The following is a 15,245-nucleotide window of genomic DNA, read 5'->3' on the forward strand; positions in this document are numbered from 1 at the left end:
CTTTATCAAATCAGAGGGTTAAGTATAAATTAGCCAGAAGTTCTAACGATTTAAGGCGATTTTCTATACGAGGAACCAAAGGGATGACAAGTAATTCCTCCGCTTGGCTAGCTGCAATCAGTTCATCTAATTTCTTTTTTACTTTCTGTGGTGATCCGATAATCATCCGACTACGGTTAGCAGAAATTACCTTTTTCTGCTTTGCTGTCAGTGCATAGGAACAAGCTTCTTCTGTATCAGGATAAGTCTTAAACTCATTGAAATCTTGGTTTCCAAGCATCCAAATATCAAGGGATTTTGCTAGCAATTTTGCCTCATCGTCTGTCTCAGCAATTACGATAAAAACGGCTAGCATTAATTGAGGTCTTGTTAACTGACTTGAAGGGGTAAAAGTTTGTCGGTAGCATGCGGATACTTTTTGGGCTTCCTCAATGGGATTTTTAGGCATATAAGGAAAAATACCAAAGGTATATCCTAGACCCAGATTAGCAGCATGTTCTGCTGTTTCTTGACTGTTGCTCAACAGCCAAAGTTGAGGGTAAGAATCTCCTTTAGGATTAACAGTAATTGCTAGAGGATTTTCTTTGTTAAAAGAAAGATAGTGACTCAATTCCTCTAAAACTCGACCATAATCTTCCTTACGGTGAGTGCTTAACAAAGCTCCCTTAACCAAAGGAGTGCCTAGAGAATTGCCTAGTCCTAAATCAATACGATTAGGATGTAGAGCTTCTAGCGTCATCATCATTTCTGCGATTTTAAAACTGCTATAATGCAAAGCCATAATACCACCAGATCCTATCCGAATTGATTTGGTATGGTTTGCCAAATGCATCATTAGAAGTTCTGGACTGCTTATCGCAAAGGCATGAATATTATGGTGTTCGGCTACCCAAAAACGGTTAAACCCCAAATCATCTGCTTTTTGAGCCAATAATCGGGTATCATTCAAAGCCTCTTGTGGTGTTTTTTCTTTATCAATCACACCATAATCAAGAACACTAACTTTCATTTATTCTCCTTGTAGTTTTGAGATAGACCACGAAATAAGGCGCGAGATTCCTGAGGTAAGGATTCTCCGTAATCCATCAACGGAACAATATCTTTAAAAGCTGCATGAGGAATTGCTAAGCTGTCTAAATCCTCCAAATGAATTCTTAAATGAATACTCTTTTCGCGTCCTTCTCTTATTTTACTTACAAATTCAGGATCAACAACTAAGGGAGTCGATAGTCCGACAAAGTCAGAATAAGCAAAAGCTTCCAGTGCTTTTTCAGGAGTATTGATACCGCCTGTAGCCATAACTGGCAAACGATTTTTCAGATATTCCCAAACCACCTGATTAACCAAGTGACCATGATAAATGCCTAATGAACGAACAGTATTTCTGAAAATATGATGTCCCCAACTGGCAATGGCTAGATAATCTAATTTAGCAACATCAAGCGCCAAATCCATAAATTGTAAAAAGTCTTCAATCGAGTAGCCAATTTGATTTCCCCTAGTTTCCTCAGGGGTCGCTCGAAACCCAAAGATAAACTGATCTGGAGCTTCCTGATTAATCACATCTTGAACCGCTTTCAAAATATCCAACCCAAACCTAGAGCGGCTTGTGAGAGATTGACCCCCATAATTATCTCGTCTTTGATTGGAGAAAGTTGAGAAAAAGGTTTGAATTAATAATCGTTGGGCTGATGATACCTCCACACCGTCAAAACCAGCTTGAATAGCTCTTCGTGTCGCTTGAGCATAAGCTTCAACCAACTCCTCTATTTGTTGACAAGTTAAGGATTTGACTTCATGTGGTTTAGGAGACTTAAGCTGCATTTGACTCGGTCCATAAACAAACCCATGTATTGTTAAAGCGTGACTTGCAAAACGACCAGCATGAGTTAATTGCAAAATTGCCTTGGCTCCTTTGGATTTCATTGCTTTAGCTAATCGTGTTAACCCGGCAATGTCGTCATCCTTAGCAACACTAAAACCATATTCAAATAATTGACCATAAGGATCAATATAAGCTGCACCAGTAATTTGTAGAGGGGTTGATGCTGCTCGTCTCAATGCATATGCCAAATCATCTTTAGTAACAAAGCCATCTGCCGTTGAGGAATTGGTTACCATAGGCGATAAAACAAATCGATTGGTTAAAACCGTACCATTTGGTAATGTCAAGGCATCAAATAAAGGAATAAACACTTTTTTCATTCAGGATCCTTTCTAGTGCCTTTCTAAATGCATCCGTTGGTAAGTAACCTCAAAGTCCGAAATTAAGCCTTGCGTTAGTTGCTTAGCACGAAATGAAAATCCTAGCTGCTTTAGGGTTAATTGAAGGCGCTCTACCATATCTAACACTGTAAATGGGGTATCAAGCAGATCTGAGAGATTAGCCATAGATTCTGGGATAACTTGAGGATAGGTCACTTTGGTTGTCTTACCTTGCTTTCCCGCTTTATAGAAAGCAGCAATCATTTGACCACGCTTTAACTGATTGCCACAAACACTTAGATAGATCGAAACAACGATACCATTCTTGACACGACGCTGTGCCATTCCAGCAAATTTTCGACCAGCAATACTCAAGTCATAATTTCCTGGACAGTATGATTGTTCGATTTCAAAATGATCAATCTGCTGATAATAATCTGAAAACATTGCTTTTATCAGGTCCACCATTATCAAATAAGCGTTGGCAATACTGATTCGTTCTGAAAAAGCATCTGGAATAATCAACGAAAAATTCAAAATCCCTTCATCAGCAACAACAGCCAGTCCTCCAATATTACGAACAACAGGAACATAGCCCGTACTTTCGACTTCTTTTTTAGCCAAATCAAAATAGGGCAACTGTCTATCTAACATTCCTAGAATGACTGTTTTTGCCATTGGCCAAACATGTAAAATGACTTGTTTTGGCTGCCGATTAATCTCTCTCAGAAACACTTCTGTCCATGCAAAAGGACTCAAAGCGTCCTGTGGTTGGATAAGCTTATCCTCATAAACAGAAACAGGTAAGTCTGTTAAATTCCTAATATTTATCATAAATTTTTCCTTCCTTATCTGAAACCGCTTCCTCTATTTTAGCCTAATCCCTTTAATTTTGCCACTATGATGCCTTGATATTTCCTTATTTTTTTCTTATTTTTATTAATTTTCTCTAAAAATAATCTCTTTAAATAAAACTATTAATCAAACTAGTCTAGATAACTTAAAATTAGGATGACATCTATTTTACTATTGCCTTTTTTTCTGATAAAATATGGCTATGAAACTATTAATCACTTCAGGCGGTACAACCGCACCCATTGATGCTGTTAGAGGTATCACTAACCATTCAACAGGACAACTTGGTAAATTAGTGGCGGAACAATTTTTGAAACATCATCATGAAGTGACCTTAATTACCACTAAAACTGCGGTTAAACCAGTAAAATCTGGTTATTTGACCATTATTGAGATCACAACTGTTCAAGAATTAATGATTGCTTTAAAAGAGCAAGTTCCAAAACATGATCTCCTAATCCATAGCATGGCTGTTTCTGATTATACTCCTGTGTATATGACTGATTTTGAAGAAGTTGTCAATGCTGAGAATCTCAGTGACTTTTTAACAAATCATAATAGTGAACATAAGATTTCTTCTAAATCTGATTATCAGGTTCTTTTTTTGAAAAAAACACCTAAACTCATTTCTTACGTCAAAAAATGGAATCCTGATATTATTCTGATTGGCTTTAAACTTCTGGTCAATGTTTCTAAGGAGAAATTGGTTGCGGTGGCTCGAGAAAGCCTTGAAAAAAACAATGCTGACTACATTCTTGCCAATGATTTATCTGACATTCAATTAGGTAAACATAAGGCACTATTGGTCTCTGACAAAGAGGTGTTTACAGCAAATACTAAAGAAGCCATCGCAAACTTATTGTATGAAAGGGTTACTAAACATGACTAAACACATCACTTTAGCCATTTCTGGAAGTATATCTGCCTACAAGGCCGCTGATTTAACTAGTCAGTTGGTCAAAAAAGGCTATGAAGTTACTGTTTTGATGACAGAAGCTGCCACTGCTTTTATTCCTCCATTAACACTACAAGTCTTATCAAAAAATCCAGTTCATCTTGATGTCATGAAAGAAGATAATGTCAAAATTGTCAATCATATCGAATTGGCTAAACAAACAGATCTTTTTATTCTTGCCCCTGCAAGTGCCAATACTTTAGCCCATCTTTCTTATGGCTTTGCAGATAATATTGTCACCAGTGTCGCCCTTGCCTTACCTACAACCACTCCAAAATTAATGGCTCCAGCTATGAATACAAAAATGTATCAAAATCCAATAACTCAAGAAAATATCAAACGTCTAATAGCAGTTGGCTTTGATGAGATTCCTCCCAAAACAAGTTTGCTAGCTTGTGGTGATACAGGACCTGGAGCTTTGGCTGATCTTGATATTATTTTACAAGCCATTGATGCTGTTTTGGGAATTAGAACCCCTAAACTTGTTCCTTAATTCAAACAATTATCAAAACTTATCGGAGAATGAAATGAACCGTCATAAATCATCTGAAATTTCTCGTATTGCTATCTTTTTTGCTATGATGTTAGTCATTCATTTTATCAGTAATCTGGTGTTTAATCTTTGGCCTGTTCCCATTAAACCAACACTCGTTCATATTCCTGTTATTGTTGCTTCGATTATGTATGGACCACGTATCGGAGCTATTTTAGGTGGGTTAATGGGACTGATTAGCATTATCACAAATACGGTTATTCTTTTACCAACAAGTTACCTTTTTTCGCCTTTTGTTGACAATGGAAACTTCGCTTCATTGATGATTGCAATGGTACCACGTATTCTTATCGGGATAACACCCTCTTATTGTTATAAACTCATCCCTAATAAGGTTGGACTTGTTCTCTCTGGTATGGTCGGTTCGCTAACAAATACTATTTTTGTCTTATCGGGTATTTTTGTCTTTTTTGCAACTGTTTTTGGAGGTAATATCAAAACTTTGCTGACAGCTATTATTTCAACAAATGCTATCGCAGAGATAGTCATTTCAGCCCTTGTGACTGTTGCCCTTGTCCCGACACTTTCTAAAATAAAAAAATAACCATTCATCATTAAGCATGCTTCTAAAATAATGGGCATGCTTTTTATATCATTATTAATTATCTGAAAAATTGAAAAGGTCTTTGTAAACCATTGTAAAAAATTAGTGATTTTTTCTTTTCAACATGTTATAATGAAAGCGGTTAAAAATATATAAGGAGACGACTATGACTTACACAGAAAATTACCAAAAATGGCTTAATGTCCCTGATCTTCCGACCTATTTAAAAGACGAATTACTTCATATGGATGAAAAAACGAAAGAAGATGCTTTTTACACAACTCTTGAGTTTGGCACTGCTGGTATGCGTGGTTATATCGGTGCAGGAACAAACCGTATTAACATCTATGTCGTTCGTCAAGCAACTGAAGGGCTTGCAAAATTAGTCAAATCAAAAGGTGAAGAGGCTAAAAAAGCTGGTGTTGCTATTGCTTATGATTCGCGACATTTTTCATCAGAATTTGCCTTTGAATCCGCTCAAGTTCTGGCAGCACATGGCATTAAATCATATGTATTTGAATCCCTACGTCCAACTCCAGAGTTATCATTTGCAGTGCGTCACCTTGGTGCTTTTGCTGGTATCATGGTAACAGCTAGCCACAACCCAGCTCCATTCAATGGTTACAAGGTGTATGGTCAAGACGGTGGACAAATGCCACCTGCCGATGCTGACGCTTTAACAAACTTTATCCGCACAATTGATAATCCGTTTACGATTGAATTAGCTGACCTTGAAGAAGCTAAAACTTCTGGTTTGATAACAGTTATTGGTGAAGATGTTGATGTTGAATACCTTAAAGAAGTTAAGCATGTCACTATTAACCAGGAGTTGATTGATCAATACGGTCGTGATATGAAAATTGTCTATACACCACTTCATGGTACAGGTGAAATGTTAGCTCGTCGTGCCCTTGCTCAAGCTGGTTTTGAAGCCGTTCAAGTGGTTGAAACACAAGCAAAACCAGATCCAGATTTTTCTACAGTTAAATCACCAAATCCTGAAAGTCAAGCAGCCTTTGCATTAGCTGAAACACTAGGACGCCAAGTTAATGCAGATGTTTTAGTCGCTACTGACCCAGATGCAGATCGTCTTGGTGTTGAAATTCGTCAAGCTGATGGAAGCTATTGGAATTTGTCTGGTAATCAGATTGGTGCTTTAATGGCTAAATATATTTTAGAAGCTCATAAGCAAGCTGGTACGCTTCCAGAAAATGCTGCTCTTGCCAAATCAACTGTATCAACAGAATTAGTTACCAAAATTGCTGAAAGCTATGGTGCAACCATGTTTAATGTGCTCACAGGTTTCAAATTTATCGCTGAAAAAATTCAAGAATTTGAAGAAAAACAGAACCACACTTATATGTTTGGTTTTGAAGAAAGTTTCGGCTATCTCGTAAAACCATTTGTCCGTGATAAAGATGCGATCCAAGCAGTTCTTTTAATTGCTGAAATCGCAGCTTATTACCGCTCTCGTGGTTTAACACTTGCTGATGGGATTGATGAAATCTACAAGGAATACGGTTATTTCGCTGAAAAAACCATATCTATTACCCTTTCCGGTCTCGATGGCACTGCTGAAATCCAAAAAATCATGGATAAATTCCGTGATAATGCCCCAAGCCAATTTAATCAAACTGATATTGTCTTAACTGAGGATTTCTTGGCACAGACCGCAGAATCTAAAGAGGGGCTAACATCTCTAGCTACTCCTCCAAGTAATGTTTTAAAATACACTTTAGCCGATGATAGTTGGTTTGCCGTAAGACCCTCCGGAACAGAACCAAAAATTAAATTTTATATTGCCACAGTTGGAGATACCCTTGCAAGTGCTAAAGAGAAAATCACTAATATCGAAGCGGAAATCAATGCCTTTGTTGGTTAGAAAAATAGGTCTCTAGTCCTTCTCATGCTGCCATGCATACCCATACCATTTGATTCCCAACACAGGTCAACTAACTTTTAGCGCAGTTTCTAATGATCAGTCCTTATTAAATGAGGACTGATTTTGATAACATAGCAGATTATACGGTTAAAAGAATTGAGATCATCAACTCAGTTCTTTTATTTTCCCCATAAATATCTCTCATATTCTTTTTCCTTTTTCTATATTTATGCCTAAAACTTCAAAACTCATTCAAACACAAAAACTCCCTTTGATGAATCATCAAGGGGAGTTGCACCTTTTTCTTTATTTAGATTTAATATAATTAACACCATCAGCTTTTGGAGCAACTGCTTGTCCAAAGAAAGCCGCAAGAATAATAACTGTTACCACGTAAGGTGCAATTTGCAAATAAACTGTCGGAATTTTTTCCAATAATGGTAACTGAGCGCCTATAACTGCCAAACTTTGAGATAAACCAAAGAATAAACTTGACAGCATTGCACCTACTGGATTCCATTTACCAAAGATCATCGCAGCAAGGGCAATAAATCCAGGACCTAAGATAGTTGTCACGGCAAAGTTAACTGAGATTGATTGCGCATAAACAGCCCCACCAATTCCTCCAAGAAAACCTGAAATCATAACACCACAATACTTCATCAAATAAACATTGATACCAAGTGTATCCGCTGCTTGAGGGTGTTCGCCAACAGAACGCAAACGCAACCCAAATCTTGTTTTATAAAGGATAAACCAAGCAAGGAAAGAAAAAGCAACTGCTAGGTAACCAATCAAACTTGTATTTTTAAAGAAAATATCACCAATAACAGGAATCTGAGACAATACTGGAAAATCAAATTTACCAAAAGATTGTTGAATATTATCTGTTTGCCCCTTACCATACATTACCTTAACCAAGAAAATAGTAAAGGATGGTGCTAAAAGATTTAAAACAGTCCCACTAACAATATGGTCAGCCCTAAAATTAATTGTTGCTAAAGCGTGAATAAGAGAAAAAATCAACCCGACGATACCACCAACTAAAATAGCAATCCAAGGTGTGGCTTTTCCAAAAGTTTCAGCAAACTCAAGGTTGAACACAATCCCTGAAAAAGCCCCCATTACCATAATTCCTTCTAAACCGACATTAACAACACCTGAACGTTCAGAGAAAGTACCACCAATACTTGTAAAAATAAGAGGTGTTGCATAGATAAGCATAGATGACACTAATAAAGCAAAAATGGTTACTAAACTCATCTTATTTACCTCCTTTCACTGTTTTTTTTGGTCGAATCAGATAACGTTCAATAAGGTAGTGTGCCCCAACGAAGAAAATAATAGAAGCAGTTACTACTTTAACAAGCTCTGGTGGAATACCTGCAATATTCATCCCTGGAGCGCCAATATTCAAGACACCAAATAGGAAGGATGAGAAGAATATGCCAACTGGTGAGTTAGCCGCAAGCAAGCTTACCGCCATACCATCAAACCCAACGGCTAGCGATGAGCCCTGGACAAAAACATTTTCAAAAGTTCCCAGTCCTTCAACAACCCCTCCTAAGCCAGCAAGAGCCCCTGAAATAATCATTGACAAGATAATCGTACGTTTAGATGACATTCCTGCATATTCAGAAGCATGGGGATTAAGACCAACAGAACGAATTTCAAAACCAAGAGTGGTTTTGTTCAATAAGAACCAAATAACTGCAATGGCAATAATTGCAAAGAAAATACCAATGTTAATACGTGAATTATTCGTTAAAGCTGACAACCACTGTGTTTGATAACTGGCATTGTCACTAACCTGAATAGTTGAGTCAATACTTTGTTTAACACTTTCAGGATACCCCTTTTGAATAATCGCATTACCAACATAAAGAATGATGTAGTTCATCATAATGGTAACAATAACTTCACTTGTACCAAGGTAAGCTCTTAAAATACCAGGAATAGCACCAGCAATTCCTCCAGCAATCATACCAATAAGAATGGTCATCATAATCAAGAACGGACGTGGCATGTCTGGATTAACAAGTGCAAACCAACCCGCTGCAATCCAGCCAGCCAAGGCTTGACCTGACAGACCGACATTAAAGAAGCCCGCACGGCTAGCAACCGTAAACCCAAGAGCGATTAAGATTAGAGGTCCCATTGCCCTAAAAATTTCCCCGATATTTTTAACACTACCAAAAGCAGTTTGAAAAAGACCTTCGTATCCCCAAATTGGATCATAGCCGAAAATAAACATAATAATGGCGCCAAGTAAAAATCCTAACAAGACGGAAATCATTGGCACAGCAATTTTTTGTGCTTTGTTAGACATGACTTTCCTCCTTATGAATGGAACCACCAGCCATCAAGATACCTAGTTCTTGTTTATTCGTATCTTTTGGCAATACAATACCTTGAATTTTACCATCATGGATAACCGCAATACGGTCTGATAAATTCAAAATTTCATCAAGTTCAAAACTAACAACGAGGACAGCCTTTCCTTTGTCACGCTCTTCAATCAGACGCTTATGAATATATTCAATTGCTCCGACATCCAAACCACGAGTCGGTTGACTAACAATTAACAAATCAGGATTTCGGTCAACTTCACGAGCGATAATCGCTTTTTGCTGGTTACCACCTGAGAAACCACGGGCAGGAACTAATTCGTTTGCTCCTCGCACGTCAAATTCTTTCATCAAATGACGTGCATACTCTCTGATTTTACTATAATTTAAAATACCTTTTTGACTTAATGGTTCCTTGTAATAAGTTTGTAAAGCTGTATTCTCAGCTAAAGAAAGATCTAAAACTAAACCATCTCTATGACGATCTTCTGGCACATGCCCAACTGACAATTCTGTAATTTTTCGTGAACTTAAATGCGTCACTTCCTGATTTTTAATCATGATACTACCAGATTTAACTTTACGTAGTCCTGTAATGGCTTGAATTAATTCAGATTGCCCGTTACCGTCAATACCTGCAATACCAACAATTTCACCGGCTCTAACATCAAGCGATAATCCTTTAACTGCTGGAATACCACGATTTTCGTTAACTTCTAAATTTTTAATAGATAAAACAATATCTTTAGGTTCAGATGGTTTTTTAGTTGTTGTGAAAGAAACCGAACGCCCAACCATCATTTCAGCCAAATCTTGTGACGTTGCTCCTGCCACATCAACGGTTTGGATACTCTTACCACGACGAATAACCGTCACACGATCAGCCACCGCTCTGATTTCATCCAATTTATGAGTGATTAAAATAATAGATTTGCCCTCTTTAACCAAGTTTCGCATGATTAACATTAACTCTTCAATTTCAGCTGGTGTTAAAACAGCTGTTGGTTCATCAAAAATTAGGATGTCTGCACCACGATACAGGGTCTTTAAAATCTCAACCCGCTGTTGAGCACCAACTGAAATATCAGCAACTTTAGCAGCTGGATTGATTGCAAGACCGTATTTTTCTGATAGTTCTTTAATCTCTTTTGATGCCTGTTTCAGATCTAAACAACCATTTTTAACAACTTCATTTCCTAAAATAATGTTCTCAGCAACGGTAAAGGCTTCTACTAACATAAAATGTTGGTGAACCATTCCAATACCAAGTTTAGCTGATTTAGAAGGTGAATCAATCATAACTGGCTTATCATTAATGATAATTTCTCCACTAGTTGGTTCTAACAAACCAGCTAGCATATTCATCAAAGTCGATTTACCTGCCCCATTTTCACCTAGCAAGGCATGAATCTCACCTTTTCTGAGATTCAAATTAATGTGGTCATTTGCAATAAAATCACCAAATTTTTTCGTGATTTCTCTCATTTCAATGACATGCTGTGTCATAGGATAATTTCCTTTCAATTCAATCTTTTATTTCAGTAAAACTTGTCATTTGTCACAAGTTTTACTGAGACAAAAGTTATCTCAGTCCAAAAAGGGCGACCGACAAAGGTCGCGCTTCTTGTTTTAAATACTATTTTTCAGGAACTTTAATGTCACCAGATTTAATTTTTTCTTTTGCTTCTTTAATGGCTTTGATAACTTCTTTTGAAACATTTGTTGTTGCAATTTCAACACCACCATCTTTCAAACCATAAACAGTTGTCTTTCCACCAGGGAATTTCTTATCTGCTGTTTGTTTATTAATCAATTGAACAGCCTTACCAACTTCCTTGATTGATGATGCAAGAACAAAGTTAGATGCTTTTCCATCTTTAGAAGTGTATTTACCTTCATCTTTTTGGTCACGGTCAACACCGATTACCCAAACTTTATCAGACTCAGCACGTTTTTCGTTGACAGCTTTAGCTTCATTGAATACCCCTGCTCCAGTTCCACCTGCGGCTTGATAAATAACATCTGCACCGGCTGCGTATTGAGCTGCTGCAATTGTTTTACCTTTAGCAGCGTCACCAAATGATCCTGCATAGTCTACTTTGATTTTGATTGATGGATCAACAGATTTAACCCCTGCTTCAAAACCTTTTTCAAAACGTGTGATAACAGTACCTTCCATGCCACCTACAAAACCAACTGTTTTAGTTTTAGTTGTTTTCGCCGCTGCAATACCTGCAAGGTAAGCTGCTTCATGGTCTGCAAATGTGACACTAGCAACATTATTTTTACCTTCAATAACCTCATCAATGATAACAAATTTTACCTTTTCATTATCACCTGCTGTTTTAGCAATGGCATCTTTTAAGGCAAATCCAATACCATAAATCAGTTGGTAGCCATTTGAAACGGCTGTATCAAGGTTTGTTGCATACTCAGATTCACTTGTAGATTGGAAGTAATCGAAACCAGTGCCTTTTTTCAGACCCATTTCTTTACCCCAAGCCTGCAAGCCTTCCCAAGCTGATTGGTTGAATGATTTATCATCAACACCACCAGTATCAGTAACCATTGCAACTTTTAAATTGGTTTTTCCAGTTCCTTCACCTTTAGAAGCACCACGGTTACCACAAGCAGCTAAACTTAGTAAAGCTATCGAAGCTAAACCAAGACCAATAAATTTCTTGTTCATGAATATGAACCCTCCTAAAAAATATTTCTAGCAAACAAGTTGCCAAAAGTAAATATAAAGCCAAGACGGCTAGATAACTAGAATAAATCAGATTATGCTAAATCTGTAAAAGAATAGGGAAGTAAATCACCAACAGTCGTTTTAAGTGTTTGACCATTTTTGGCTATTAAGGTTACCGTAGAAGACGATTCAAAGAATTCTGCCATTACTTGACGGCACGCACCACAAGGGGAGACAGGTTCTTGAGTTTCTCCATAAATAGCAATCTCTACCAACTCCTTATGCCCATCTGAAACAGCTTTAAAAATAGCTGTTCGCTCACCACAATTAGTCAAACCAAAACTTGCATTTTCAATATTACAACCGGTATAGATTGTACCATCTTTGGTCTTCAAAGCTGCTCCAATTGGAAAATGAGAATAAGGAACATAGGCATGCTTACTAGCCTCAATAGCTAAAGAAATGAGATCAATAGCCACCATTTGCAACTTCACCTCTCATAATGGTCACACCAGCAGATGTCCCAATACGAGTTGCACCCGCTTCAATAAATGCTAGCGCATCTTCAAGTGAACGTGCACCACCAGCAGCTTTAACACCAATATCTGGACCTACAGTTTGACGCATTAACTTCACATCCGAAATAGTGGCACCGCCAGTCGAAAAACCTGTAGAGGTTTTAACAAAATCAACTCCTGCTTTAACAGCTAACTGACATGCTCTAACTTTCTCTTCATCTGTTAAAAGACAAGCCTCAATGATAACTTTAACCAGTTTATCACCGCTAGCTTCAACAACAGCACGCATGTCATCTTCAACAGCTTGATCATTTCCTTGTTTTAAGAGACCGATATTGATAACCATATCAATCTCGTCAGCACCATTTGCGATAGCATCTTTTGTTTCAAAGGCTTTGGTAGCCGATGTCGTTGCACCTAAAGGAAAACCAACAACTGTACAAACCTTTACATCCGAATCTTTTAGAGCCTTCGCTGCATATGCCACCCAACTTGGATTTACACAAACACTTGCAAAATCGTAAGTTTTTGCTTCATCAATCAACTGATCAAGCTGTGATTGAACACTATCCGCTTTTAGAAGTGTGTGATCAATGTATTTGTTAATGTTCATTTCGATAATTCCTCCTTAGGAAATAATTTTAATAATCTCTTTGGACTTAACTTGTTCTGCACCTATTTTAACATTTTTTTCAAATTCTGTAAGCAGTTTTTCATCCAAAACTTCTTGTGAAAAGATGATTGCAATGCGATCTCCCTTGATAATAGGATCCCCAACTTTCTTGTCAAAAACAATACCAGATTCATAATCCAGAGGATCTGTTTTAACTGCTCGACCTGCCCCTAATCTCATGGCAAACAAGCCAAATTCCAAAGCCGGTAATGCTTTGATATAGCCATCTTCAGAAGCAAATACTTCTGTCTGAACAGCAGATTGTGACGGACGGTAAAGGTCGTTAAGATCTCCTCCTTGATAAACAACCATTTCTTCAAATTTCTTCAAGGCTGTTCCGTCAACAAGTTTTTTTCGAATAGTTTCAAGTGTCTCCTCAACCCCTGCTAGGCTTAGCATAATTTGAGCCAATTCACAAATAAAATGCGTAAGATCTTCACGTCCCTTGCCCTGCATAATGTCAAGAGCTTCTAAAACCTCCAAACGGTTACCAATGGCACGTCCTAATGGCTGACTCATATTGGTAATTACTGCTACTGTCTTACGGCCAACTTCTTTACCTAAATCTACCATTAGCCTTGATAATTTTTCAGCTTCCTCGATCGTTTTCATAAATGCGCCATCACCAACAGTAACATCAAGCAAAATACTATCAGCACCTGCTGCTATTTTCTTACTCATGACAGAACTTGCAATCAAGGGAATGATATCAACGGTTGCAGTGACATCACGCAGAGCATACAGCAATTTATCTGCTTTAACAAGCTTGTCTGATTGTCCAATTACAGAAATACCAATTTCTTGGACTTGCTTGATAAAGTCTTCTTGGCTACGGTCAATCTGAAACCCTTTAATAGCCTCCAATTTATCAAGAGTGCCACCTGTGTGCCCTAAACCACGACCGCTCATTTTCGCCACAGGAACATCAAAACTCGCCACAAGAGGAGCTAAAATCAAGGTCACCTTGTCTCCTACACCACCTGTTGAATGTTTATCAGTCTTAATGCCAGAAATAGCAGAAAGATCAATTTGCTCACCAGTCTTAACCATACTCATAGTTAAATCACGTGTTTCACGTGTGGTCATACCTTTGAAATAAATTGCCATGGCAAGAGCAGCCATTTGATAATCCGGAATGGTACCATTAGCATAGCCACTAATTAACCAGTTTATTTCTTCGGTTGTCAATTTTTTACCGTCACGTTTCTTTTGAATTAAATCAACTGTTCTCATGCTTTCTACTCCTTAGAACATAATAACCTTTGTCTTTTTTCATAATCTCAACATTGCCAAAAATAGTTGCCATCTTTTCTTTAGCACTAGGCGCCCCTTGTTTCTTTTGGATAACAATCGTTAAGTCACCCTCGTCAACTAAAAAATCAATGCTCTTTTCAATGATTTCATGAACAACTTTTTTGCCTGCTCGGATAGGGGGATTACTAATAATATGTTCAAATTGTCCATTGACATTTTCGTAGATATTTGATTGAAAAATAGCCACTTCAACTTGGTTATTACTAGCATTTTTCCTAGCTAAATCAACCGCACGATTATTAATATCCACCAAAGTCGCCTGAACACCTTGAACCTTTGCTAAACTTATTCCTAATGGCCCATACCCACACCCCAAATCCAAAACACGTTCATTTCTACTGAAATCTAGCGTATTTAGCAAAACTTGACTCCCAAAATCAATCATTTTCTTTGAAAAGACACCAGAATCAGTTAAGAACGTAAATGGATAATTTAGTAAGGTTACTTTCAGCTCATGAATATCATGAATACTGTTTGGATTCTCATCATAATACATTTTCGTCGTTGTTTTTCCTATCTTTTTAAGATGCTTTTTCATTCTATCACACTTTGAAACGGTTTACAAGACGCTTGTTTTTAAGGTTTTTCATCTGATCAATCGGTAAATCCGAACATTGAGCTCGCTCTTTTTAATTTTCAGAAAAATGCTCTTTAAACGTTCGATTTTTTTCAAAAAATGATACCGATTTTCTCACAAATTCAAACTAAA

At 37.5% G+C, this 15,245-nt stretch carries 15 protein-coding genes; 4 read left to right on the forward strand and 11 right to left on the reverse strand.

From position 1 onward, the window contains the following. Positions 1 to 10 precede the first annotated feature (10 nt). The 3 genes from H346_RS0101795 to H346_RS0101805 are packed head-to-tail and all read right to left on the reverse strand — an operon-like array spanning position 11 to position 3,039. Complete coding sequence (locus H346_RS0101795) at positions 11 to 1,009, reverse strand: LLM class flavin-dependent oxidoreductase (protein ID WP_027969567.1); 999 nt, start codon at positions 1,007 to 1,009, stop codon at positions 11 to 13. After that, positions 1,006 to 2,205, reverse strand: coding sequence for an NADH-dependent flavin oxidoreductase (locus tag H346_RS0101800; protein WP_027969568.1), 1,200 nt, complete (start codon positions 2,203 to 2,205; stop codon positions 1,006 to 1,008). Before H346_RS0101800 ends, H346_RS0101795 begins: the two co-directional genes overlap by 4 nt. 12 nt (positions 2,206 to 2,217) lie before the next feature. Next, the gene (locus H346_RS0101805) at positions 2,218 to 3,039 is read right to left on the reverse strand and encodes a lipoate--protein ligase family protein (protein ID WP_027969569.1); all 822 of its coding nucleotides are present in this window, start codon (positions 3,037 to 3,039) and stop codon (positions 2,218 to 2,220) included. Between the two features lie 223 nt (positions 3,040 to 3,262). Here H346_RS0101805 and H346_RS0101810 point away from each other — a divergent pair, with 223 nt between their 5' ends. From H346_RS0101810 to H346_RS0101825, 4 genes are all read left to right on the forward strand, one after another. Next, complete coding sequence (locus H346_RS0101810) at positions 3,263 to 3,949, forward strand: phosphopantothenate--cysteine ligase (protein ID WP_341830601.1); 687 nt, start codon at positions 3,263 to 3,265, stop codon at positions 3,947 to 3,949. Further along, a complete protein-coding gene (coaC, locus tag H346_RS0101815) occupies positions 3,942 to 4,508 on the forward strand; it encodes a phosphopantothenoylcysteine decarboxylase (protein ID WP_027969571.1) in 567 nt (188 codons plus the stop codon). Before H346_RS0101810 ends, coaC begins: the two co-directional genes overlap by 8 nt. A 34-nt stretch (positions 4,509 to 4,542) precedes the next feature. After that, the gene (locus H346_RS0101820; protein ID WP_027969572.1) at positions 4,543 to 5,112 is read left to right on the forward strand and encodes an ECF transporter S component; all 570 of its coding nucleotides are present in this window, start codon (positions 4,543 to 4,545) and stop codon (positions 5,110 to 5,112) included. 166 nt (positions 5,113 to 5,278) lie between these two features. Beyond that, positions 5,279 to 6,994, forward strand: coding sequence for a phospho-sugar mutase (locus tag H346_RS0101825; protein ID WP_027969573.1), 1,716 nt, complete (start codon positions 5,279 to 5,281; stop codon positions 6,992 to 6,994). A gap of 306 nt (positions 6,995 to 7,300) precedes the next feature. Here the strand turns inward: H346_RS0101825 and H346_RS0101830 are convergent, their stop codons facing one another. The 8 genes from H346_RS0101830 to H346_RS0101865 form a co-directional block, all read right to left on the reverse strand. Beyond that, positions 7,301 to 8,257 (reverse strand): ABC transporter permease, encoded by a 957-nt coding sequence (locus H346_RS0101830; protein WP_027969574.1) that lies wholly within the window; start codon positions 8,255 to 8,257, stop codon positions 7,301 to 7,303. A gap of 1 nt (position 8,258) precedes the next feature. Further along, the gene (locus tag H346_RS0101835) at positions 8,259 to 9,323 is read right to left on the reverse strand and encodes an ABC transporter permease (RefSeq protein WP_027969575.1); all 1,065 of its coding nucleotides are present in this window, start codon (positions 9,321 to 9,323) and stop codon (positions 8,259 to 8,261) included. After that, on the reverse strand, positions 9,316 to 10,848 hold the full coding sequence (locus H346_RS0101840; protein ID WP_027969576.1) for an ABC transporter ATP-binding protein: 1,533 nt from the start codon (positions 10,846 to 10,848) through the stop codon (positions 9,316 to 9,318). Before H346_RS0101840 ends, H346_RS0101835 begins: the two co-directional genes overlap by 8 nt. 130 nt (positions 10,849 to 10,978) lie before the next feature. After that, complete coding sequence (locus tag H346_RS0101845; protein WP_027969577.1) at positions 10,979 to 12,031, reverse strand: BMP family lipoprotein; 1,053 nt, start codon at positions 12,029 to 12,031, stop codon at positions 10,979 to 10,981. A gap of 92 nt (positions 12,032 to 12,123) precedes the next feature. Further along, positions 12,124 to 12,513, reverse strand: coding sequence for a cytidine deaminase (locus H346_RS0101850; RefSeq protein ID WP_027969578.1), 390 nt, complete (start codon positions 12,511 to 12,513; stop codon positions 12,124 to 12,126). Next, positions 12,500 to 13,162, reverse strand: a complete 663-nt coding sequence (deoC, locus tag H346_RS0101855; RefSeq protein ID WP_027969579.1) for a deoxyribose-phosphate aldolase — start codon at positions 13,160 to 13,162, stop codon at positions 12,500 to 12,502. The genes H346_RS0101850 and deoC overlap by 14 nt, the downstream gene beginning before the upstream one ends. Before the next feature lie 15 nt (positions 13,163 to 13,177). Then, positions 13,178 to 14,455 carry a pyrimidine-nucleoside phosphorylase gene (locus H346_RS0101860; RefSeq protein ID WP_027969580.1) on the reverse strand — a complete coding sequence of 426 codons (1,278 nt, stop codon included), beginning with the start codon at positions 14,453 to 14,455 and terminating at the stop codon, positions 13,178 to 13,180. Continuing rightward, positions 14,442 to 15,032, reverse strand: a complete 591-nt coding sequence (locus tag H346_RS0101865) for a class I SAM-dependent methyltransferase (RefSeq protein ID WP_341830602.1) — start codon at positions 15,030 to 15,032, stop codon at positions 14,442 to 14,444. The genes H346_RS0101860 and H346_RS0101865 overlap by 14 nt, the downstream gene beginning before the upstream one ends. Positions 15,033 to 15,245: the final 213 nt, after the last annotated feature.

The sequence above is a fragment of the Streptococcus castoreus DSM 17536 genome (assembly GCF_000425025.1).
In the GTDB taxonomy this organism is placed as follows: domain Bacteria; phylum Bacillota; class Bacilli; order Lactobacillales; family Streptococcaceae; genus Streptococcus; species Streptococcus castoreus.